The 20,382-nt window shown below is 68.5% G+C and carries 15 protein-coding genes and 2 pseudogenes; 5 read left to right on the forward strand and 12 right to left on the reverse strand.

All coding sequences use genetic code 11. The features are described from left to right. Window positions 1-518, reverse strand: a pseudogene (locus tag DFQ15_RS15900) (hypothetical protein); the annotation flags it as partial. A 164-nt stretch (window positions 519-682) separates the two neighbouring features. Between DFQ15_RS15900 and DFQ15_RS15905 the strand changes: the two are divergent. Continuing rightward, window positions 683-1,609, forward strand: coding sequence for a LysR family transcriptional regulator (locus tag DFQ15_RS15905; protein WP_110466919.1), 927 nt, complete (start codon window positions 683-685; stop codon window positions 1,607-1,609). A 232-nt stretch (window positions 1,610-1,841) separates the two neighbouring features. Here DFQ15_RS15905 and DFQ15_RS15910 read toward each other — a convergent pair whose 3' ends face one another. Together DFQ15_RS15910 and DFQ15_RS15915 are read right to left on the reverse strand one after the other, a co-directional pair. Beyond that, the gene (locus tag DFQ15_RS15910) at window positions 1,842-3,872 is read right to left on the reverse strand and encodes a UvrD-helicase domain-containing protein (RefSeq protein ID WP_110466920.1); all 2,031 of its coding nucleotides are present in this window, start codon (window positions 3,870-3,872) and stop codon (window positions 1,842-1,844) included. 10 nt (window positions 3,873-3,882) lie between these two features. Beyond that, window positions 3,883-4,221, reverse strand: coding sequence for a DUF3579 domain-containing protein (locus tag DFQ15_RS15915; protein WP_110466921.1), 339 nt, complete (start codon window positions 4,219-4,221; stop codon window positions 3,883-3,885). A 264-nt stretch (window positions 4,222-4,485) separates the two neighbouring features. Here DFQ15_RS15915 and DFQ15_RS15920 point away from each other — a divergent pair, with 264 nt between their 5' ends. From DFQ15_RS15920 to DFQ15_RS15935, 4 genes are all read left to right on the forward strand, one after another. After that, window positions 4,486-5,694, forward strand: coding sequence for an aspartate aminotransferase family protein (locus tag DFQ15_RS15920; protein WP_110466922.1), 1,209 nt, complete (start codon window positions 4,486-4,488; stop codon window positions 5,692-5,694). Between the two features lie 74 nt (window positions 5,695-5,768). Continuing rightward, window positions 5,769-6,725: an ornithine carbamoyltransferase gene (gene argF / locus DFQ15_RS15925; RefSeq protein ID WP_199399900.1), complete on the forward strand. Its 957-nt coding sequence runs from the start codon at window positions 5,769-5,771 to the stop codon at window positions 6,723-6,725. 18 nt (window positions 6,726-6,743) lie between these two features. Then, window positions 6,744-7,433, forward strand: a complete 690-nt coding sequence (locus DFQ15_RS15930; RefSeq protein ID WP_110466923.1) for an HD domain-containing protein — start codon at window positions 6,744-6,746, stop codon at window positions 7,431-7,433. Next, the gene (locus DFQ15_RS15935) at window positions 7,430-7,765 is read left to right on the forward strand and encodes a YkgJ family cysteine cluster protein (protein WP_110466924.1); all 336 of its coding nucleotides are present in this window, start codon (window positions 7,430-7,432) and stop codon (window positions 7,763-7,765) included. Before DFQ15_RS15930 ends, DFQ15_RS15935 begins: the two co-directional genes overlap by 4 nt. Before the next feature lie 124 nt (window positions 7,766-7,889). Here DFQ15_RS15935 and DFQ15_RS15940 read toward each other — a convergent pair whose 3' ends face one another. The 9 genes and pseudogenes from DFQ15_RS15940 to DFQ15_RS17965 all read right to left on the reverse strand — a co-directional run. Continuing rightward, on the reverse strand, window positions 7,890-9,122 hold the full coding sequence (locus DFQ15_RS15940) for an FAD-dependent monooxygenase (protein WP_110466925.1): 1,233 nt from the start codon (window positions 9,120-9,122) through the stop codon (window positions 7,890-7,892). 60 nt (window positions 9,123-9,182) lie between these two features. Further along, window positions 9,183-12,158 carry an EAL domain-containing protein gene (locus tag DFQ15_RS15945; protein ID WP_158529087.1) on the reverse strand — a complete coding sequence of 992 codons (2,976 nt, stop codon included), beginning with the start codon at window positions 12,156-12,158 and terminating at the stop codon, window positions 9,183-9,185. A gap of 275 nt (window positions 12,159-12,433) precedes the next feature. Beyond that, complete coding sequence (locus DFQ15_RS15950; RefSeq protein WP_110466927.1) at window positions 12,434-12,733, reverse strand: hypothetical protein; 300 nt, start codon at window positions 12,731-12,733, stop codon at window positions 12,434-12,436. A 13-nt stretch (window positions 12,734-12,746) separates the two neighbouring features. After that, complete coding sequence (feoB, locus tag DFQ15_RS15955) at window positions 12,747-14,621, reverse strand: ferrous iron transport protein B (RefSeq protein ID WP_110466928.1); 1,875 nt, start codon at window positions 14,619-14,621, stop codon at window positions 12,747-12,749. Continuing rightward, entirely contained in the window at window positions 14,618-14,911 is a 294-nt protein-coding gene (locus DFQ15_RS15960) for a FeoA family protein (RefSeq protein WP_110466929.1), read from the reverse strand. Before DFQ15_RS15960 ends, feoB begins: the two co-directional genes overlap by 4 nt. Before the next feature lie 184 nt (window positions 14,912-15,095). Further along, window positions 15,096-17,969, reverse strand: a complete 2,874-nt coding sequence (locus DFQ15_RS15965; protein WP_110466930.1) for an aconitate hydratase — start codon at window positions 17,967-17,969, stop codon at window positions 15,096-15,098. A gap of 375 nt (window positions 17,970-18,344) precedes the next feature. Next, window positions 18,345-18,650 carry an H-NS histone family protein gene (locus DFQ15_RS15970; RefSeq protein ID WP_110466931.1) on the reverse strand — a complete coding sequence of 102 codons (306 nt, stop codon included), beginning with the start codon at window positions 18,648-18,650 and terminating at the stop codon, window positions 18,345-18,347. A gap of 75 nt (window positions 18,651-18,725) precedes the next feature. Then, window positions 18,726-20,033: a hemolysin family protein gene (locus tag DFQ15_RS15975; RefSeq protein WP_110466932.1), complete on the reverse strand. Its 1,308-nt coding sequence runs from the start codon at window positions 20,031-20,033 to the stop codon at window positions 18,726-18,728. A gap of 37 nt (window positions 20,034-20,070) precedes the next feature. Next, window positions 20,071-20,382 (reverse strand): annotated as a pseudogene (locus DFQ15_RS17965) (recombinase family protein); the annotation flags it as partial.

Genomic DNA, 20,382 nt, shown 5'->3' on the forward strand with positions numbered 1-20,382 from the left:
ACCTTCAGGCCCTTGAGGTCGGCCAGGCTCGCCACCGGCTTGCGGCAGAACAGCATCTGGCCCGAGAACGGATAGGTGGCGACCAGCCGGATGCCTAAACGCTCCAACTCTTTGTTGGCCACCGGTACAAGAGCGTCCGCCACCTTGCGTGCCTGCACGATGTCCAGATTCATACCTGTCAGGTCGAACGCATCAAGCATCGGCAGGTCACCCGAGACAGTGGTCAGCGCAGCGGCAGCAATGTCGACCTGGCCGGAGCGAACCAGGCGCAGCACCTCGGGCCCGTTGACATTGCGTTCGGGCCATGACGACAGAACGACTTCGACGCGGCCGTCGGTGGCCTTTGCGACGCCGTCGCGCAGCAGCGGCTGGTCCACGTTGGTGTACTGCGGCATTTTGGGCGAGACCTGCGTGATGGCCTGGATCCGCAGCTTCGCAGGCTGGGCGTGGAGGCCTTGCGTCGCCAGCGCAGATGTCAGCGCGACTGCGGCGAACAGCGATTCCTTGAACTTCGGCATGGGAACTCCTTGGTTTGGACCGGTGGAGCTACTCTAAAAACAATGAAATTCCAGGTCTATCGAAGAATAGTCGGAGGAGCTGTTCAGCATAATTGAACGCGGCGCGCACCAAGACACGGCGACAGCGTCGGCAAAACGCGAATGCGCACCAGACCGGAGCCCGAATGAACACCCGTTTTGTAGAAACCTTTGTCGTTCTGGCGCGTGTGGGAAGCGTGCGCCGCGTCGCCGAACAATTGCATGCGACATCCGGAGCCATCTCGATGCGGGTGAACGCGCTCGAAAAAGAACTCGGCGTTACCTTGTTCGACTGGGATCATAAAAAGCTCCAGCTGACTGCCGAAGGCGCACGGCTGTTGCGGCACGCCGAAGCGCTCGTCGAGGCGACGCGCTCGTTGGAGCGTACGGCCCAGTCGAGCACCGCAGCTGTCGGTCGCATTCGCCTGGGATTGATCGAAACGGCGGTACACACCTGCCTGCCCGATCTCATGAAGGCCGTAGCGGTCCATCTTCCGGAAATCCAGCTCGATCTCAAGGTCGACCTCACCCGTCACCTTGCCGACCAGCTCATGCAACGCGAAGTTGACCTGATCATGCGTGTAGGCGGGGAGAGCCAGAATCCCTACGTGGTGACCGAAGACCTCATGGAATTCCCAATGCACTGGATCGCCCGTCGCGGACTGGTACGGGTGCGCGACCCCATGAAGGCACTGCATATGCAGCTCCTGATGCAGATGCGCGGCACGATGCCGTTCGAGGCATCCACAGCGCTGGTGCAGCAGCTTGCCGCGCAGCAGGGCATGATTTCCAGCGATTTGCGGATATCCGGCATACCTTCGCTTGCGGCGCTGGTTTCTTTGGTGCGCGAAGGTGTCGGCGTAGGGGTGATGCCGGGCATCGTCGTGAAGGAGAACCTCGACCGGGGCGAGCTGGTGCAGCTCGCTTTGCCTAAGCCAGAACCGTTCAGGGTCTCGGTGTGTTACCCACGAAATGTCGTGCCATCCGTCGCTAAAGTTGTCGACGAGGTGCGCAGGGCCACGCGAAACTATTGCCGTCGTTTAGGAGAGCAATGGGTACGCTCCACAGGTTGAAAAGTCCGAACCATGACTCTCGCGAAGTGATCTGGTGGGTGGACTTGCCGTCAATTTCGACGTGCCACGCCGTTCTCGACGTCAAGGTCCGCGCGCATTGCATGCGTTTGCGTCCTGGCGGCCGTCCGTCGAACCCTGCAAATGCGCGGCCACGTGTCGGGGCCGTTCTCGGGCAATTCCGCCCGCGACATACCGGACACCTCGCGCGGGCGCTCGCTTTCGGACGCGAGCTTTACAAAGCCGGCAGTGACAGGCCCATCCGCGCCGGATAGTCGCTCGGCCGCCGCGCATCGACCAGCAGCGTCAGCGCCTTGCGGGCCCGGGTGATCGCGACATAGAACAGGTTTTCCTCGTCCGAGCTACGCGCGTCGGCATCGGGGAACACGCCCTGTGCCAGGAAGGGCAGCAGCACGTGGTCGAACTCCAGCCCCTTCACCGCCGCCGCGGCGGCCAGCGTCAGCGGGGTCTCGCGGCCCGGGGCGGCACGGCGCTGCTCGGTGGCGTTGAGCTGGTGGAAAAAGGCCGAGGCCGATCCGGCACGCGCTGCCAGGTGGCGCAGACCCTCGATGTTGCGCAGCGCCGCGGCCCGCCGTTCGGGCCGCACCAGCGCCTGCGCCACGAACCACCGCATGTCGAGCGCGGCCAGGAAACGGTCGAACAACTCCGGCCCCGCACCGGCCGCGAGGCCCTCCACCACCGCGACCGCCGCGCGCAGCCGGCGCGCGACGGCCGGCTCGGCGGTGCGCAGCACGTGGTTCTCCAGAAATCTCGACAGGTTCTCGCTGTTGTCGTGGAAGTGGCGGATCGCCGTCGCCAGCAGGGCCGGCTGCGACTGGTCGTCCTGCTCGGGGTCTTCGTCCAGGCGGGTGCCGCAGAAGAAGACGAAGGATTCGACCATGCGGGCCAGCGTGTCGCGGTCGCGCAGACTGTCGAAATCGCGGGTGGCGATCGTCAGCAGGCCGCGCACCAGCAGCACCTCGGGGCGCAGCAGATAACTGTCGAAGCCGGTGGTGCGGTAGGGCAGGCCGGCGTCGACCAGCGCGTTCTCCAGCAGGATCGACTGGTCCTCGTGGCGCAGCAACACCGCCTGCGCGCCGAGCGCCTTGGCGCCCCGGCCGAAGCCGCGCAGGGCCGTCAACACCTGCGCTACGCAGGCGTCCTCGTCGGCATGGGCCAGCACCGCCACCGCGGTGTCGTGCGCGCTGGACGACACGATCTTCCGCCGGGTGAAGCGCGCCGCGCCCCGGGCCAGCCGCTCGTGGAAGCGGAAGCTGGTGCCGAGCCGGTAGGTCGCGATGGTGCGGCCGGTCTCGTCGGCGATGCGCTCGCCCAGGAAGGCCGGGTCGGCGCCGGCGGCGGCATGGATCACCTGGTGCACGTCGCCCACGCCGCAGAACGCGCAGCGCTGCGAACGCAGCAGCCGGCGCAGGATGCGGAACATGGCCTCGTTCATGTCGTGCATCTCGTCGACCATCAGCACCCGCAGCCGCCCCGGCCAGGCGGCGGGCACCGGGTCGGCGTCGCTCTTCTCCTCGCGCATCAGCTGCCGGGACAGGTCGTAGGTGGCGTCGCCAGGGCCGCGAAAGGCCGGATGGTCGGGATGGCCGCCGCGGCGGATGCGGCGCTCGTAGGCGGCGAAGGTGCAGAGAGCGGTGTATTCCATGCCGTACTGCTCGGCATGCAACGGTGCCAGCAGGCCCTCGGGCGGGTCACGGTCGAGCTGCATCGTGCCCTTCAACCACAGCGCATGCTCCAGGAAATCGGCGACGAAGGCAGCGTCGCCGGCGGACGGCACCTGCAGCGCGTCGTACCAGCGGCTGTCCTCCTGCTGGGCCAGCATCCGCTCGACCGCCTCCCAGACGCGGGGCCGCAATTGCTCGGGCGTGTGCAGCCGCAGCACCGGCGCGCCCTCCATCCGCAGCAGCACCGCCGCGGCGAAGGCTTCGAAGGTCGAGACCTGGAACAGCCTGGCGACCGGCGCCGGCACGCCGATGGTGCGCAGCGCGTTGCGCAAAGCGATGCAGGCGGCGTCGGTGTAGGTGAGCACCAGGCAGTCGCGCGGATCGATCCCCTGCTGCCAGGCCTCCGCCAGGCGCAGGGCGAGCGTGGTGGTCTTGGCGGCGCCGGCATAGGCCTGCACCAGCACGGTGGGCTGGGGCGCGCACTGGATCGCGCGCTGTTCGTCAGTGGGGACCAGGCCGCCGGGCGGCGGGGAGAAGCGAGGACCGGCCGGAGCGTGTCCACCGGCAGCGGTTGCGTCCATGCGGAAAAGCCTAGCGGCGGGCCGGCACCGGAGCCGTCACCTTCGCATCAGGCAGCAGGCAGGCCTCGGTCACCTGCAGGTCGTTGTCGCGGGCGAAGTTCATTACGAAATCCCAGGCCATCGCGTCGTAGGTGCGCAGGTCGGGGTGGACCACCACGCACTTGGTGCCGTTGAGGTTGGTGGGAATGCACCAGGGCGAGTAGCCGAGGTGGCTGCCGGGGCGCGGGCCGCCGGGGCGAAAGCCGCTCATGACGCCCGCCAGACGCTCGGCCCAGTCGCTCGGGCGAAAGGTGCGACCATCGCTCGTGACGCCCTGGATGAAGACTTCTTGTGCTTTGTAGGCGACCATCGTGGCGGGGGCTGGTGGGAGGGGCGGCGGCCTGCAGGGGGGGCTTGCGGGCCGGGTGATTCTAGCTCTTATAGAAGACTGGACCCCGGGACAACCCGACGTGGCGGGCGGCATCGCTGTGATGCACGAACGTCACCAACGCCCGCGGTGCCGGCCCCTAGAATTGCCTTTTAGCTGCGCGCGCTTCGCTGAACCCTCGCTTTTTGGCCCCTTTTGCACCCCGATGCCGCATCCCACTCTCCCGGTTTTTCGGAAAGGAAACGCATGATCGCCTCGACAGCGCCCACCTCGCCCCATGTGATGAACACCTACGGCCGCCTGCCGATCGCACTCGATCACGGCGACGGCGTCTGGGTCTGGGACACCGAGGGCCGACGCTACCTGGACGGCCTGGGCGGCATCGCGGTCAACACGCTGGGCCACAACCACCCCAAGCTGGTGCCGGCGCTGCAGGACCAGATCGCCAAGCTGATCCACAGCTCCAACTACTACCACGTGCCCGGCCAGGAAGCGCTGGCGACCAGGCTGGTGGAACTCTCGGGCCTGACCAATGCCTTCTTCTGCTCGACCGGGCTGGAGGCCAACGAGGCCGCGCTGAAGCTGGCGCGCAAGTTCGGCCACGACAAGGGGCTGGAACGGCCCGAGATCGTGGTCTACGAGCACGCCTTCCACGGCCGCTCGATCGCGACGTTGTCGGCCACCGGCAACCCCAAGGTGCAGGCGGGCTTCGGTCCGCTGGTCGAGGGCTTCATCCGGGTGCCGCAGAACGATATCGAAGCGCTCAAGGCCGCCACCGAGGGCAACCCCAACGTGGTGGCGGTGTTCTTCGAGACGATCCAGGGCGAAGGCGGCATCCACGCGATGCGCCGGGAATACCTGCGGCAGGTGCGCGCCCTGTGCGATGCCAACGACTGGCTGCTGATGATCGACGAGGTGCAGTGCGGCATGGGCCGCACCGGCAAGTGGTTCGCCCACCAGTGGGCGGGCATCTTGCCCGACGTGATGCCGCTGGCCAAGGGCCTGGGCTCGGGCGTGCCGATCGGCGCGGTCGTGGCCGGTCCCAAGGCCGCGAAGATCTTCGGCCCGGGCAACCACGGCACCACCTTCGGCGGCAATCCGCTCGCGATGCGCGCCGGCGTCGAGACGCTGCGCATCATGGAAGAAGACGGCCTGGTCGAGAACGCCGCCACCGTCGGCGCGCACCTCAAGGCCGGGCTGGAGCGCGAACTGGCCGGCCTGCCCGGCGTGAAGGAGGTGCGCGGCCACGGCCTGATGCTGGGCATCGAACTCGACCGGCCGTGCGGCGTGATCCTGCAGCGCGCGGCAGAAGCCGGCCTGCTGCTCTCGGTCACCGCCGACAGCGTGATCCGCCTGGTGCCGCCGCTGATCCTGACCGCCGCCGAGGCCGACCAAATCGTGGCGATCCTCGCGCCGCTGGTGAAGGCCTTCCTGGCAGAGCCGCAGGCCGCGTAACGACGCCCTGTCCCACCCGTCTCCCCTGCGCCGCGGCCCGTCCGCGGCGCACCCGTTTCCAGACCCGAGCCGATATGCAGCACTCTCCGATCCGCCACTACCTGCAGTTCAAGGATTTCAGCGCCGACGACTACGCCTGGATCTTCCAGCGCGCCGCGCAGATCAAGCGCAAGTTCAAGGCCTACGAGAAGTACCACCCGCTGGCCGACCGCACGCTGGCGATGATCTTCGAGAAGGCCTCGACCCGCACCCGGGTGAGCTTCGAGGCAGGCATGTACCAGCTGGGCGGCGTGGTGCTGAACCTGACCACCGGCGACAGCCAGTTGGGCCGCGCGGAGCCGATCGAGGACAGCGCCCGCGTCATCGGCCGCATGGTCGACGTGGTGATGATCCGCACCTTCGGCCAGGACCGGATCGAGCGCTTCGCCGAGTTCTCGCGGGTGCCCGTGATCAACGGGCTGACCAACGAGTTCCATCCCTGCCAAATCCTGGCCGACATCTTCACCTTCCTAGAGCACCGCGGCCGGGGCGACGACGGCCTGCCCGACCTGGCCCGCCTGGCCGGCCGCACCGTGGCCTGGGTGGGCGATGGCAACAACATGGCCAATACCTGGCTGCAGGCCGCGTCCCTGCTCGGCTTCACCGTCCACATCAGCACGCCGAGCGGCTACGAGATCGACCCGGTGACCGCCGGCGTGCAGGCGGGCCAGGGTTACCGCGTCTTTCAGGACCCGATGGAGGCCTGCCGCGGGGCCGACCTGGTCACCACCGATGTCTGGACCAGCATGGGCTACGAGGACGAGAACGAGGCCCGCCGCACCGCCTTCGCCGAATGGCGGGTCGATGCCGAGATGATGGCCGTCGCCCACCCCGACGCGCTCTTCATGCACTGTCTGCCCGCGCACCGCGGCGAGGAGGTCGATGCCGACGTGATCGACGGCCCGCAGTCGGTCGTTTGGGACGAGGCGGAGAACCGGATGCATGTGCAGAAGGCGTTGCTCGAATTCCTGCTGCTCGGCCGGGTGCGGTAAACCCAGGAAGGACACACCGTGCGACACGCCGCCCACGCTCCGCTGCTCGACCACTGGCACGCGCTCGGCGATGCGCTGGAGCGCACCGGTCCGCCGGGCGGCGCCGGCGAGGCCTGCTGGCAGCGCGAGGGCCGGCGCCTGCTGCGGGCCTGGTCGGCCTGGCCGCGCCGCTACCACGACGTGGGCCATCTGGCCGCGTGCCTGGGCCATCTGGACGCCCTGCCCACGCCGCCGCAGGACCCGCAGGCGGTGGCGCTGGCGCTGTGGTACCACGACGCGGTGTACCTGCCCTGGAGCCGGAAGAACGAGGCGCGCAGCGCCGAATGGGCCCGGCGCTACCTGCGCAGCCAGGGCCTGGCCGAGCCGCTGCTGGCCGCGGTGGAACGCCACATCCTCGCCACCCGCGACCACCTGGCCACCGACGACCCGGACACCGCCCGGGTGCTCGACATCGACTTGGCGGTGCTCGGCGCGGCGCCCGCCGTCTACCAGGCTTTCGAGCAGGGCGTGCGCCAGGAATACCGCTGGGTGCCGTGGCAGCGCTACGCCGCCATCCGCACCGCGGTGCTACAGGGCTTCCTGCGCCGGCCGCGCATCTACCTGCATGCGGATTTCGGCGCGGGCCGCGAAACGGCGGCGCGGCAGAACCTCCAGCGCGCCATCGACGCCCTGGCCCAGGGCCGGATGTACGCCACGGCCCGGCCGTGAGCGCGGCCACCCTGCATCCCTGCCTGTCGTGCGGCGCCTGCTGCGCGTCGTTCCGGGTCGATTTCTCGGCCTACGAGGTGGACGGGCACGGCGGCAGCGTGCCCGCAGGCCTGGCGGTGGAAGTGATCGGCGACACGGTGCGGATGCGCGGCACCGACCACGCCTCGCCCCGGTGCGCCGCGCTCACCGGCCGCATCGGCCACCGCGCCGCCTGCGGCATCTACGAATGGCGGCCGTCGCCCTGCCGCGGCTTCGCCGCCGGCAGCGATGCCTGCGGCCATGCCCGCAGGCGCCACGGACTGCAGGCGCTGGACGACCGGGCTTGCTGGTAGGCCCGGGCTGCCCACGGGCAATTTATGATTGGAATAGGGATGTAGCCGACGTTCTACAAGGACTTATAGCTACTATTTTTATAGCAAGCCGTCCGTTCCGTTTTCCGATCGGGATCGGCGCGCGTCAGACCTCCGCGCCGTACAGCCACGGCTGGTCCAGCAGCCGCTCCCCCAGCACCGCCATCGCCATGTCGCGGCCCCAGCCCACCGGGCCGCTGGCGTGGAACACCGTGGCATTGCGCCGCGCGACAGCCTGCACCCGCGCCACCCGCTGCCAGCGCCGCTGGGCATAGCTGCGCAATCGCAGCGGGACATCGACCGCGTCCATGGCCAGCGCGTCGCCGAGCACCGCGGCGTCCTCGATCGCCATGCCGGCGCCCTGCGCCAAGTAGGGCAGCATCGGATGGGAGGCGTCGCCCAGCAGGGCGACGCGGCCCTGCGCCATCTCGGAAGGGCCGGCGACAGGGGGCCGGTCGCACAGCATCCAGAGCCGCCAATCGGCCACCGCCTCCTGCAGCGCCCGCAGCGGCGCGCAGGCGCCGGCCAGGGCGGCGGCGGGGCCGGCCGCAGGCGCGAACTGGCTCCAGTCGCGCGGATCGGCCGCCGGCGGCATGGCCGCGTCGGACTGCACCAGCAGCACCAGGTTGAGCCATTCGCCGCCGCGCACCGGGTACCGCACCAGGTGCAGGCGCGGGCCGAGCCAGACGGTGAGCTGGGTGCTGCGCAGGGCCACGGGCAGGTCGGCCTGGCGCAGCAGCGCGCGGTAGGCGCAGTGGCCGGTGACACGCGGCGCAGCGTCGTGCGGCACGACCGCCGCACGCACCTGGCTCCACAGGCCATCGGCCGCCACCAGGGCGTCGCCTCCGACCTGCGTCGCCGAAGGCCGGGCATCGCCGGTCGCGAGCGGCTCGGTGGCGATGCAGACCGCGTCGGCCTGCAACTCCACCCGGGCGACCCGGGTGCCGAGGTGGACCACCGCCTCGCCGTGCGCCCGCACCTCGGCCAGCAGCAGGCCGTGCAGGTCGGCCCGGTGCAGGGTGGCGTACGGTGCGCCGTAGCGGGCGCGGGCGGTTTCTCCCAGCGCGAGCCGCCCCAGCACCCGGTCCGACGCGGCGCTGCGGATTTCCAGCCGGTCGGGGAAAGCGGCCACCGCGTCCAGCGCACCGCCCAGCCCCCAACCCTGCAGCAGCCGCGTGGCGTTGGGGCCGAGCTGCAGGCCGGCTCCGATCTCGGCGAACGCGTCGGCGCCTTCGAACACCCGTGCCCGCCAGCCTGCCCGCACGCAGGCCACCGCCGCCGCCAGACCGCCGATGCCGCCGCCGACGACCAGCATCTCCTGGGAGAAGCGCACGCTCATCGCGGGAGGCGGGACGGTCCGAAGGGCCTCATGCCGCCGCGCACGACCGATCCACCCCGCTCATGCGCGCAGACCCTGGGCACGCTCGAAGGCGGCCATCGGCATCGGCTCGCCGAAGAGGTAGCCCTGGAACGCCCGGCAGCCGTGGGCCTGCAGGAAGTCGCGCTGGCCTTCGGTTTCGACACCCTCGGCGACCACGTCCAGATCGAGGCTGGCCGCCAGCGCGAGGATGGTGCGCACGATGGCCGCGTCGTTGGGGTCGGTGAGCACGTCGCACACGAAGGAGCGGTCGATCTTCAGCTGGTCGAGTGGCATCCGCTTCAGGTAGCCGAGCGACGAGAAGCCGGTGCCGAAGTCGTCGAGCGACAGCCCGATTCCGCGGGCCTTGAGCCGGGCCAGCTTGGTCAGCACTTCCTCGGTGTCGTGGAACAGGAGGCTCTCGGTCAGCTCCAGCTTCAGGCGTCGGGGATCGGCGCCGGTGCGGGCAAGGATCGCCTCGGTCTCGTCGATGAAATCCGGATGGCGGAACTGCCGGGCGCTGACGTTGACCGCGATGTCCAGGCCCTGAGTGCGGGGGCGCGCCGCCCAGGCCACCAGCTGCATGCAGGCTTCCTGCAGCACCCAGTTGCCGATCGGCAGGATCAGCCCGGTCTCTTCGGCCAGGCCGATGAAGCCGGCCGGCGGTACCGTGCCTCGCACCGGATGCTGCCAGCGCAGCAATGCCTCGGCGCCTGTCAGGCTGCCATCCTGCTGCACCACCGGCTGGTAGTGCAGCGTAAGCTGCCCCTCGCTCACCGCGTCGTGCAGGTCGGCCTGCAGCGCGGCGCGCTCGGCCAAGCTCTGCTGCATCGCCGGGTCGAAGAAACGCACCGTGTTGCGGCCCGCCAGGCGGGCTTCTTCGCAGGCCAGGCTGGCGCGGGTCAGCAGCTCTTCCGGCGCCAGCGGCGATCCGCCGAACAGGGCGATTCCGATCCGCGCCGTGCCGTGATGCTGCCGTCCGCCGAGCGCCAGCGGCGCGGCCAGCGCCGCCAGCAGTTCGCGGGCGATCTGCTCGGCCTCGGCCTGGGCGCCGGCCGCGTCGTGGGCCAGGGCTTCGAGCAGCACCGCGAATTCGTCGCCACTCTGACGAGCGACCGTCTGGTGCACCGGCACCACGCCGGTCATCCGCTCCGAAGCGGCGCACAGCAGCTGGTCGCCCACGTCGGGGCCGAGCGTGTCGTTGATGTTCTTGAAGTGGTCGAGGTTGATCGACAGCAGCGCACCGTGGCCCGCCAACGCGATCGCCTGCGGCAACAAGGCCTGGCCGAGGCGCACCGCGAGCCGGCGCCGATTGGGCAGACCGGTGAGGCTGTCGTAGTAGGCCAGGCGCTCGATGTCGCGCTGGGCACGCTTGCGCTCGGTCACGTCGCGCGCCACGCCCAGTACGCCGTACACCTCGCCGCTGGCATCGCGCAGCGGCGTCTTGATCAGGTCGAAGGTGCCTTCGCGGTGATGACGCAAGGTGTGCATCGGCTCCTCGCCGCGCAGCGGCTGGCCTGTGTCCATCACCAGGCGGTCCTGCTCGCGGAACATCGCGGCGAAGGCGGGGCCGACCAGACCGTCGTCGCCCTGGCCCAGGATATCCTCCTCGCGCCAGCCGTAGAACGATTCGAAGGCCTGGTTGCACGACAGGTAGCGGCCGTTGCGGTCCTTGGAAAAGACCATGTCGGGAATCGCCTCGAACAGGCTGCGCAACTGCGACTCCTTGTGCGCCAGCGCCTGTTCGGCCTGCCGATGTTCGGTGACGTCCACCACATAGATTACCGCGCCGGTGACGGCGCCCAGCGCGTCGTGTTCGGGCACCAGGGTGCTGTGGCGGCGGCGCATCTCGCCGTTCGCCAGCGTGACGTCGGCTTCGTAGGCCACCCGTTCGCCGGCCAGGGCGCGTGCCAGGTAGGGCCGCACCTGGGCATAACGCACCGCAGGAATCACCTCGAGGAAAGGCTTGCCGACGAAATCGGCCGCAGTGCCGCCGTACCAGCGGGCGTGGTTCTCGTTCATGTAGCGCACCCGCAGCGACCGGTCGAGACGGGTGATGTCGCCCGGGATATGCCCGAGCACCGCCTGCCATTCCTCGTCTTTCTGCTTCACCTGCTGCTCGGCCCGGCGGCGCTGGGTGATGTCGGACACCAGGCCTTCGACCACGACCGAGCCGTCGTCGACCCGACTGCCACCAGCGCTGATCCGCATCCAGCGCACCTCGCCGTCGGCGTGCCGCATCCGCAGCTCCACATCGAGCGCGGTGCCGTCGCGCAAAGCCGCGTCGCGCTGCGCGACGAAGCGGGGCCAGTCCTCCGGCAGGATCTGCGCGAACCAGAGTTCGGGCGCCTTGTAGAGGTCGGCTACCCGCACCCCATGGAGCCGTTCGATGGTGGGGCTGACGTAGGTCACGCGCCACCTGCCGGACGGATCGAGCACCATCTGGAACAGCACCGCGTGCATCAGGTGGCCACCGATCGGGTGGTCGTCGATGCCGATCCGCGCCGACTGACCGATCCGCTGCGCGGCCATACTGGTCAGCAACACGCAGGCCCCCAGCCGCAGTGCCGCCGCAGCGGCCGGCGCGGTCGTGCCGATCACCGCCGGACCCAGGCTGTCGGCCGCCGCGGCCGCGGCCAGCAGCACCGCCAGGCCGACGAACCGCCGCACCGGCCAGGCATGCCGCGTCTTCAACGGCAGCAGGACGGCGCCGAGCCCCGCCGCCTCGGCCAGCCGGGCCAAGATCCAGACGCCCTGGTGCTCGCCGCCGCCGGCCACGCCCGCGGCGGCCACGAGCAGCCCGCACACCGCCGAGCAGGCGAACGCGGCCGCCAGCGCGGGCGATCCGGGCCGGGATTGCGCGCTGCGCAGGCCCAGCAACACCGCGGCCACCGCAGACGCGCACACCGCCGCCAGCTGGAGAATGAAGCCGAGGGCAACATTCGCCGCCGCCGCCGCCGCCGCAGGCAGGTCGGCTTGTGCGCACGCGGCCCACGGCAGGGCCAGGCCGACCGCCAACACCGCCGCGGAACGCCGGCCGACCCTCCCGACAACCCTCGACGTGCAGAAACCGGCTGCGCATTGGAGCGCAGCACGCGCGTCGGAGAACTTCGTGTGCATGACGTGGGCGGTGGGACGGGGTCTTGCGGAAAGTATGCGCGAAAAAGCGGAGTCCGAAGCATCGGTGAAAGCATGGGGTGGGCACTGGTGCGGCCGGGCGCCATGCGGGGCCGAACTGCGCGGACATCGGCTGCCGCGCCGGGCGGGCCGGCTCCGCGCGCCCGGGCTGCCCGTCAGGAGCGGCGCACTACCGTGACCGGCTTCTCGCCCTCCGAGGCCGCCTTGCGGGCAACGGCCTTATCGGCCATTCCCGGCGAGACGCAGCCGCCGCAGCTCTCGCAGGAGCCGCATCCCGGGGCGTTGCCCACCGCGGCGGCGATCCGCTCGGCGCCACGCGCCCGGAGACCTATCCGACGCGCGCCCTGCGCCAGGACATCGGCCAGCGCCAAGCGGCCGCGCGTCGGCATCCAGAACCATACCGCCCAGGCGGCGGCGCCCAGGACGATCAGCGCGACAGCGATGTTCTGCGACATGGAAAACGTGTCCTCAGGAAAGCGCCAGCGCGACGCGGTAGGCGACGAAGCTCGCGACGTAGGCCAGGGCGAACAGGTAGCCGGCCATGATGAGCGCGTAGCGCCAAGAATTGGTCTCGCGTTTGACGGTGGCCAGCGTCGACAGGCACATCGGCGCGAACACGTACCAGACGAGCAGCGACACCGCGGTCGCGAAGGGCCAGTTGGCCGCGATCAACGGCTCGAGCGCCGCCGCCGCATCTTCGCCGGTGGCCGACATGGCGTACACCGTCCCGAGCGCGCCGACGGCCACCTCGCGGGCCGCCAGGCCCGGCACCAGCGCGATCGAGATCTGCCAGTTGAAGCCGATCGGCGCGAAGACCACTTCGAGCGCGCGGCCGATCATGCCGGCCAGGCTGTATTGGATCGCCGGGCCGGTGGCGCCCTCGGGCGGCGAAGGGAAGGTCGCGAAGAACCAGAGCAGCACCGTCAGCGCCAGAATCATCGTGCCGACGCGCTTCATGAAGATCATCGCGCGCTCCCACAGGCCGATGGCCAGCTGCCGCGGGTTGGGCCAGCGGTAGGGCGGCAGTTCCATCAGCAGCGGCGACTGCCGTTGCGTCCCGCGCATTCGCTTGAAGACCCAGGCCACGGCCATCGCCGACACGATGCCGCCGACGTACAGCACGAACAGCACCACGCCCTGCAGGTTGAAGACGCCGCCGACCGTCTGCGTCGGAATGAACGCGGCGATCAACAGCGCGTACACCGGCAGCCGCGCGGAGCAGGTCATCAGCGGCGCGATCATGATCGTCACCAGCCGGTCGCGCCAGTTGGTGATGGTGCGGGCCGCCATCACGCCCGGAATCGCACAGGCGAAACTGGAGAGCAGCGGAATGAACGAGCGGCCCGACAGGCCCACCGTGCCCATCAGCCGGTCGAGCATGAAGGCCGCGCGCGGCAGGTAGCCCGAATCCTCCAGCGCCAGAATGAACAGGAACAAGATCAGGATCTGCGGCAGGAACACCACCACACCGCCCAGGCCCGCCACGATGCCGTCGGCCAGCAGGCTCTGCAGGATGCCGTCCGGCACATGGGACTTCACGAATTCGGCCGCGGCTTCGGTCGCGCCCTTGATCGCCTCCATCGGCACCTCGGCCCAGCTGAAGACGGCCTGGAACATCAGGAACAGCAGCACCGCCAGCAACAGGGTGCCCCACAGAGGATGCAGCACGACGCGGTCGATCGCGTCGTCGCGGTGGAGCGAGGTGGCGGGCTCCTGCACCGCGATCGCCAGGATGCGACGTACCTCGGCCTGGGTGTCCTGCACGTCGGCCAGGGCCGGTGCCTGCCACACCGCGCCGCTGGCGACCAGCACGTCGGCACCTGCGGCGGGATACGTCTCAAGCGCGGCCACCAGGGCAGCGGCGCCGTCGCCGCGAATGCCGACCGTCTCGATCACCGGCATGCCGAGTTCGCGCGACAGGACCGCGGTATCCACAACGATGCCGCGGCTGCGGGCCATGTCGCTCATGTTGAGCGCCATCACCAACGGCAGTCCGAGCTCGCGCGCTTCCAGCACCAGCCGCAGGTTGAGCCGCAGGTTGGTGGCGTCGGTGACGCAGACCAGCAGGTCGGGCAGCGGCTCGCCCGGGCGCTGGCCGGTGACGATGTCGCGGGTCACCGCCTCGTCGGCGCTCATCGCGTTCAGGCTGTAGGCGCCGGGCAGGTCTAGCACCTGCACCTGCCGGCCCGAGGGCGTGCGCAACCGGCCCACCTTGCGCTCGACCGTGACACCCGCATAGTTGGCCACCTTGGCCCGGCTGCCGGTAAGCAGGTTGAACAGCGCCGTCTTGCCGCAGTTGGGGTTGCCCAGCAGGGCGACGCGCAGTGCGCCGGCAGCGCTCATTGCAAACTACCGGTGAGAGCGACCTGGATCAGCGCCGCCTCGTGCAGACGCAAGGCGAAAGTGCTCTGCCCGATCCGTACCGCCAGCGGCTCCCGCCCAGGAAAGCCGAATGCGATCACTCGCACCTGCTCGCCCGGCACGAAGCCGATCTCCGTCAGGCGCAACACGAGTTCCGCATCTTCCGCATCGACCGGCGGCCGGACCGACAGCACGGTGGCGGGCGCGTCGCGTGCCAGTTCGTCGAGGCGGATGGAGGCGCCCTGCACGGGCGTGGAAGAGGAGCGAGGCATGTACGGAATGGGGCCGGTGCGACTGTGCGGAAATGCAGATGGTAGCAATTCCCGTTTAGCGCATCGCCTGCGCGGCACGCCGCCCTGCCGTGCGTGCTGGCTTTGCAGTCCCTCGAAAAAGAGCCATCCTGAGATGGCCCCTGGTCCATACGGCATGCGCGGGCCGGCTCGGCGGCCGCCGTGGTTACGCCCCGACCAGCAGCTGCCGCAGCACGAACGGCAGGATGCCGCCGTGGCGGTAGTAGTCCACCTCCACCGGCGTGTCGATGCGCAGGATCACCTGCACCTCCTGCTGCGAACCGTCATCGCGGGTGATCCGCAGCAGCGCTTCGCTCTGCGGCTTGAGCTGCGGATGCGGCACCACGTCGATTTTTTCGCTGCCGGTCAGGCCCAGGCTCTCCCAGGAATCGCCCGTCTGGAACTGCAGCGGCAGCACGCCCATGCCGACCAGATTGGAGCGGTGGATCCGCTCGAAGCTGCGGGCGACCACCGCCTCGATGCCGAGCAGCTGAGTGCCCTTGGCCGCCCAGTCGCGCGACGAGCCGGTGCCGTACTCTTCGCCCGCGAACACGACCGTCGGAATGTCCTCGCGGATGTATTGCATAGCGGCGTCGAAGATGAACTTTTCCCGGCCCCGGTCGGCGCCCTCGCCCTGGTACAGCGTGAGTCCGCCCTCCTTGCGGGAGCCGTCGGCACCGGCCGGGATCATCAGGTTCTTGATCCGGACGTTGGCGAAGGTGCCGCGCATCATCACGTCGTGGTTGCCGCGCCGGGCGCCGTAGCTGTTGAAGTCGGCCTTCTGCACGCCGTGTTCCTTCAGCCACCGGCCGGCCGGAGAGCTGTCTTTGATCGAACCGGCGGGCGAGATGTGGTCGGTGGTGATCGAGTCGCCGAAAAGCGCCATGATCCGCGCGCCTTCGACCCGCACCTGCCCTTCGGAGCCGGTGTTCTTCAATTCGAAATCCTCGAAGAACGGCGGCTCGGCGATATAGGTGCTGGTGGGCCAGTCGTAGCTCTGGCCGGTCGTACCCTCGATCTTTTCCCACAGTGCGCCCGGCTCGGTCTTGACCTTGGCGTAGTTGTCGCGGAACGCGTCGCCGTTCATCGCGAACTTCATCAAGGCGTGGATCTCGTCGCTGGTCGGCCAGATGTCGCCCAGGTAGACGTCCCGGCCGCCGGTGCCCTGCCCCACCGGCTGGGTCATCACGTCGGTCAGCACCGTACCGGCGATCGCGTAGGCCACCACCAGCGGCGGGCTCGCCAGGAAGTTGGCCTTCAGGTTCGGGTGGATGCGGGCCTCGAAATTGCGGTTGCCCGACAGCACCGCCGCGCAGACCAGGTCGTTCTTGGTGATCGCGTCGTTCAATTCGGGCGTGAGGTCGCCCGCGTTGCCGATGCAGGTGGTGCAACCGTAGCCGGCCAGGGCGAAGCCGAGCTTCTCCAGGTAGGGCAGCAATCCGGTTGCCGTCAGGTACTCGGTCACGATGCGGGAACCGGGCGCCAGCGAAGTCTTGATGTGCGGCTGTACCGTGAGCCCAAGCTCCACCGCCTTCTTGGCCAGCAGGCCGGCAGCCAGCAGCACGCTCGGGTTGGAGGTGTTGGTGCAGCTGGTGATCGCAGCGATCAGCACGTCGCCGTTGCCGACGGTGATGTCCGTATCGGCCGACGTGCCGGGCCGAGGATCGGACGCGGCCGTCTCGAGCGTCGGCGTGTTACCCACCATCTCGACCACGTGGCGCGCCGCGCCGGCCGGCTCGGGCTTCTCGGCCGGCGTGTCGCGGGAGGCGGACGGCACCAGCCGGTAGCGGGTGTGCAGGCGGCCCGCCGGCTGGTTGAAGCCGTTCTCGGCCGCGGGCCGCGAGAACAGGGCCGCGAACTGGCTCGACACGTGCGTCAGCTCGATCCGGTCCTGCGGCCGCTTCGGGCCGGCCAGGCTCGGCGTGACGCTGGACAGGTCGAGCCGCACGACCTGGGAATAGTCGATCTCGCCGGCCAGAGGCACGCCGAACATCTCCTGCGCACGGAAGTACGCCTCGAACGCCTCGATCTCGGCCTGCGTACGGCCGGTGCCGCGGAAGTATTCGATCGTCTTCTCGTCCACCGGGAAGAAGCCCATCGTCGCGCCGTATTCGGGCGCCATGTTGCCGATGGTCGCCCGGTCGGGCACGGCCAGGGTGCGGGCGCCTTCACCGAAGAATTCGACGAACTTGCCGACGACCCGGTGCTTGCGCAGCAGTTCGGTCACGGTGAGCACCAGGTCGGTGGCGGTCACGCCCTCGCGCAGCTTGCCGGTGAGTTCGAAGCCGACCACGTCGGGCGTCAGCACATAGACCGGTTGGCCGAGCATGGCCGCCTCGGCCTCGATGCCGCCAACGCCCCAGGCGACCACGCCGATGCCGTTGACCATGGTGGTATGGCTGTCGGTGCCGACGAGGGTGTCGGGGTAGTGCACGCCGTCGGCACGCCGGTGCACGCCGCGGGCCAGGTATTCAAGGTTGACCTGGTGGACGATGCCGAAGCCCGGCGGCACGACGCCGAAGGTGTCGAACGCCTGCATGCCCCATTTCATGAACTGGTAGCGCTCCTGGTTGCGCTGGAACTCCAGCTTCATGTTCAGGTCGAGCGAATTCTTCTGGCCGTAGTAGTCGACCATGATCGAATGGTCCACCACCAGGTCGACCGGCACCAGCGGCTCGATCCGCTTCGGGTCCTTGCCCAGACGGGAGGCGGTGCTGCGCATCGCCGCCAGGTCGGCGAGCAGCGGCACCCCCGTGAAATCCTGCAGCACCACCCGGGAGACCACGAAGGGAATCTCTTCCACACGTTCGGCCGCGGGCTTCCACCCGGCGAGCTGGGCGACATGCTCGGCCGTGATCTTCTTGCCGTCGCAGTTGCGCAGAAGGGATTCCAGCACGATGCGAATCGACACCGGCAGGCGCTCGATCGTGGGAAATGTCCTGGCGAGCGCGGGAATCGAATAGAAGCCGCCCCGGTAACGGGAAGCGGTGGCGAACGTCTGCAGTGTGTCGGGAAAGTCGTGGGGGGCGATCGTGGTCATCTGGCACTCCTGGTCAGTGGCTGTCGTGGCGACGTCCATTCTGTCAGTGCAGGCGTTCGCGGGCGTTACACCGTGTGGAAGCCATCTGCCAGCGCCTGCCGTTCCCATGCCCGGCCAGCGGGCCGCCTCCGAACAGGCTCGAAAACAAGTCAGGGCGGCATGCGGATGGCCGCGAATGCAGCACGCGCGCGACCGCAACTCACATTCGAGCTTCTTCTCCCCGAAGCACCTTGTTACTCATATCGGCCGGACGTAAAATACCCTGCGCGCCTTGCGACACACAGGGTATTTTGCGCCCTGGCGAAAACGGGCAGGCCATAGCACATGGCCCTTTCCTTAATCGGCCTCGCGTTTCTCGGCAGACGCCGAAAAGACTCAATCTGCAATCGCGAAACGGGTGCGGTCTTCGTTCTGAATCCAGCGCGGAGCCTTGCCGCGGCCGGTCCAGGTGGCGCCAGTGGCCGGGTCGCGGTACTTGGCGGCGACCTTGCCACCCTTGGCGCTCGATCCGGAGCGGGTACGGCCTGCGGGCGGAAACACGTCCTCCGCGGTCAGATCGAATTCTTCGATGATGCTGCGAACACGAGTAACCGCATCCGACAATTCACGTTGACGGGCGTCCTTGATTTGTTTTTCAAGGGCTTCGCGCTGCTTGATCAGGTCTTTGTACGAGGTGGTCATGGCATGTCCAAGGTTAGTTTGCAAACCATCATTATAGAGATAATCTGGAGCCATCCAACACATTGCCTCAAGAGATTATCCGGTGGTCGACAATTCTGGCGGCAGCATCGCCATGACCTTATCGATGCGCTTGCCGTCGAGATCCACCACCTCGAATATCCACCCGGCGCATTCGATCTGCTCGCCCGTCGCCGGAAGGCGACCCGATTCGGACATCAAAAGACCCGCCAGCGTGTTGTACAGATTGCGGTCTTCGCCCGGAAGTTCGCGAATATCGAGGCGCGATTTGAGTTCGCCGACCGGCATCAGCCCGTCGAGCAGCCAGGAGCCGTCACCCCGCTGGGTGGCCCACGCCTGGGCTTGCGCGCCCGGTTGCAGCTCCCCTGTAATCGCTTCCAGGAGATCGCGAGGCGTCATCAGTCCCTGCACCACCCCGTATTCGTCCACGACGAACACCATGCGGCCCGACTGCGCGCGGAACTGTTCCAGCAGTTCCATGCCGGAGAGGGTTTCCGGCAGGAAGGACGCCGGCAACACGTAGGATTCGATCGGCCCCGCCGCCTCCGCGTCGAGCGCCAGCAGATGCGACAGGCTCACGATGCCGACCACGTCGTCGAGCGACCCCCGGCAGACCGGGTACCACGAGTGCGACCCCCGGTCGCCGCCCTTGACCGCATGCTGCAGCGCGTCGCGTACGGTGGCCATCGCCGACAGCCATTCGATATCGGCCCGCGGCACCATCAGCGAAGTCAGCGGCCGGTCGTCCAGGTGGAACACGTTCTGCACCATGCGGTGCTCCTGGTGCTCGATGATGCCGGCGTCCACGCCCTCTTCCAGGCTGGCGACGATCTCCGCTTCGGTGACCGGCCGCTCGGCAGCGTTATCGACCCGCAGCAGTTTCAGCACCGCATGGGTACTGAACGACAACAGATGCACGAAGGGCTTGGCTATCTTCGCCACCCAGGTCATCGGCCGCGACACCCACAGCGCCACCTTCTCTGGATAGAGCTGGCCGATGCGCTTCGGCACCAGTTCCCCGAAGACGATGGTGATGAAGGTGATGATCGTCACCACGATCGCGGTGGCGCCGATGTCGGCGGCCCGCGCCGGCGCGCCGACGCTCCGCAGCAGCACCGCGACGTCGTCGCTGAAGGCGGCCTCGCCCAGAATGCCGTTCAGCATGCCGATCGAGGTGATGCCCACCTGGACCGATGACAGGAACTGCGTGGGATTGTCGAGCAGCGACAGGGCCGCCGAAGCACCCTTGTCGCCGGATTCCGCCAGCGCGATGAGCCGCGCGCGCCGGCTGGAGGCCACTGCCAATTCGGACATGGCGAATACGCCGTTGAGAAGTGTCAGCAGCGCAATGAGCAAGAAATCCATGCAGGCCAGTAGAGAATCGGGGGCATGTCAATGTACTTCACTGGTGATACGCAGCCAGGTGAGATGCAAGCACCGGCATGCGGCGCAACTGCACTAGCTCTGGCCTCCTGCGATCGCGCAAAGCACGGTTCACGGTAGCTATAGAAACATCAAACGCAAGCGCAAGCGTTTTGATGGTCCACCAGCCTGTTCCATACAAAGAATGCACGGCGTCTTTGTCATCCTCAGTAAGCACAGCTAGCTGACCACCCCACCGAACACCCCGCATGTACGCAGCGACCTGGCCAGCTATGGCGCGCTCCCTGATCATCGAGCGTTCTAGCTGCGCGAATGCTCCGAGGATTTGCAG

It is taken from the genome of Xylophilus ampelinus (assembly GCF_003217575.1).
Lineage (GTDB): Bacteria > Pseudomonadota > Gammaproteobacteria > Burkholderiales > Burkholderiaceae_C > Xylophilus > Xylophilus ampelinus.

What these genes read in the sequence shown, in the direction of transcription:
- DFQ15_RS15905 (WP_110466919.1), top strand. Translation starts at nt 683, where the DNA reads ATGAACACCCGTTTTGTAGAAACCTTTGTCGTTCTGGCGCGTGTGGGA.
- DFQ15_RS15910 (WP_110466920.1), bottom strand. Translation starts at nt 3,872, where the DNA reads ATGGACGCAACCGCTGCCGGTGGACACGCTCCGGCCGGTCCTCGCTTC.
- DFQ15_RS15915 (WP_110466921.1), bottom strand. Translation starts at nt 4,221, where the DNA reads ATGGTCGCCTACAAAGCACAAGAAGTCTTCATCCAGGGCGTCACGAGC.
- DFQ15_RS15920 (WP_110466922.1), top strand. Translation starts at nt 4,486, where the DNA reads ATGATCGCCTCGACAGCGCCCACCTCGCCCCATGTGATGAACACCTAC.
- argF (WP_199399900.1), top strand. Translation starts at nt 5,769, where the DNA reads ATGCAGCACTCTCCGATCCGCCACTACCTGCAGTTCAAGGATTTCAGC.
- DFQ15_RS15940 (WP_110466925.1), bottom strand. Translation starts at nt 9,122, where the DNA reads ATGAGCGTGCGCTTCTCCCAGGAGATGCTGGTCGTCGGCGGCGGCATC.
- DFQ15_RS15950 (WP_110466927.1), bottom strand. Translation starts at nt 12,733, where the DNA reads ATGTCGCAGAACATCGCTGTCGCGCTGATCGTCCTGGGCGCCGCCGCC.
- feoB (WP_110466928.1), bottom strand. Translation starts at nt 14,621, where the DNA reads ATGAGCGCTGCCGGCGCACTGCGCGTCGCCCTGCTGGGCAACCCCAAC.
- DFQ15_RS15960 (WP_110466929.1), bottom strand. Translation starts at nt 14,911, where the DNA reads ATGCCTCGCTCCTCTTCCACGCCCGTGCAGGGCGCCTCCATCCGCCTC.
- DFQ15_RS15965 (WP_110466930.1), bottom strand. Translation starts at nt 17,969, where the DNA reads ATGACCACGATCGCCCCCCACGACTTTCCCGACACACTGCAGACGTTC.
- DFQ15_RS15970 (WP_110466931.1), bottom strand. Translation starts at nt 18,650, where the DNA reads ATGACCACCTCGTACAAAGACCTGATCAAGCAGCGCGAAGCCCTTGAA.
- DFQ15_RS15975 (WP_110466932.1), bottom strand. Translation starts at nt 20,033, where the DNA reads ATGGATTTCTTGCTCATTGCGCTGCTGACACTTCTCAACGGCGTATTC.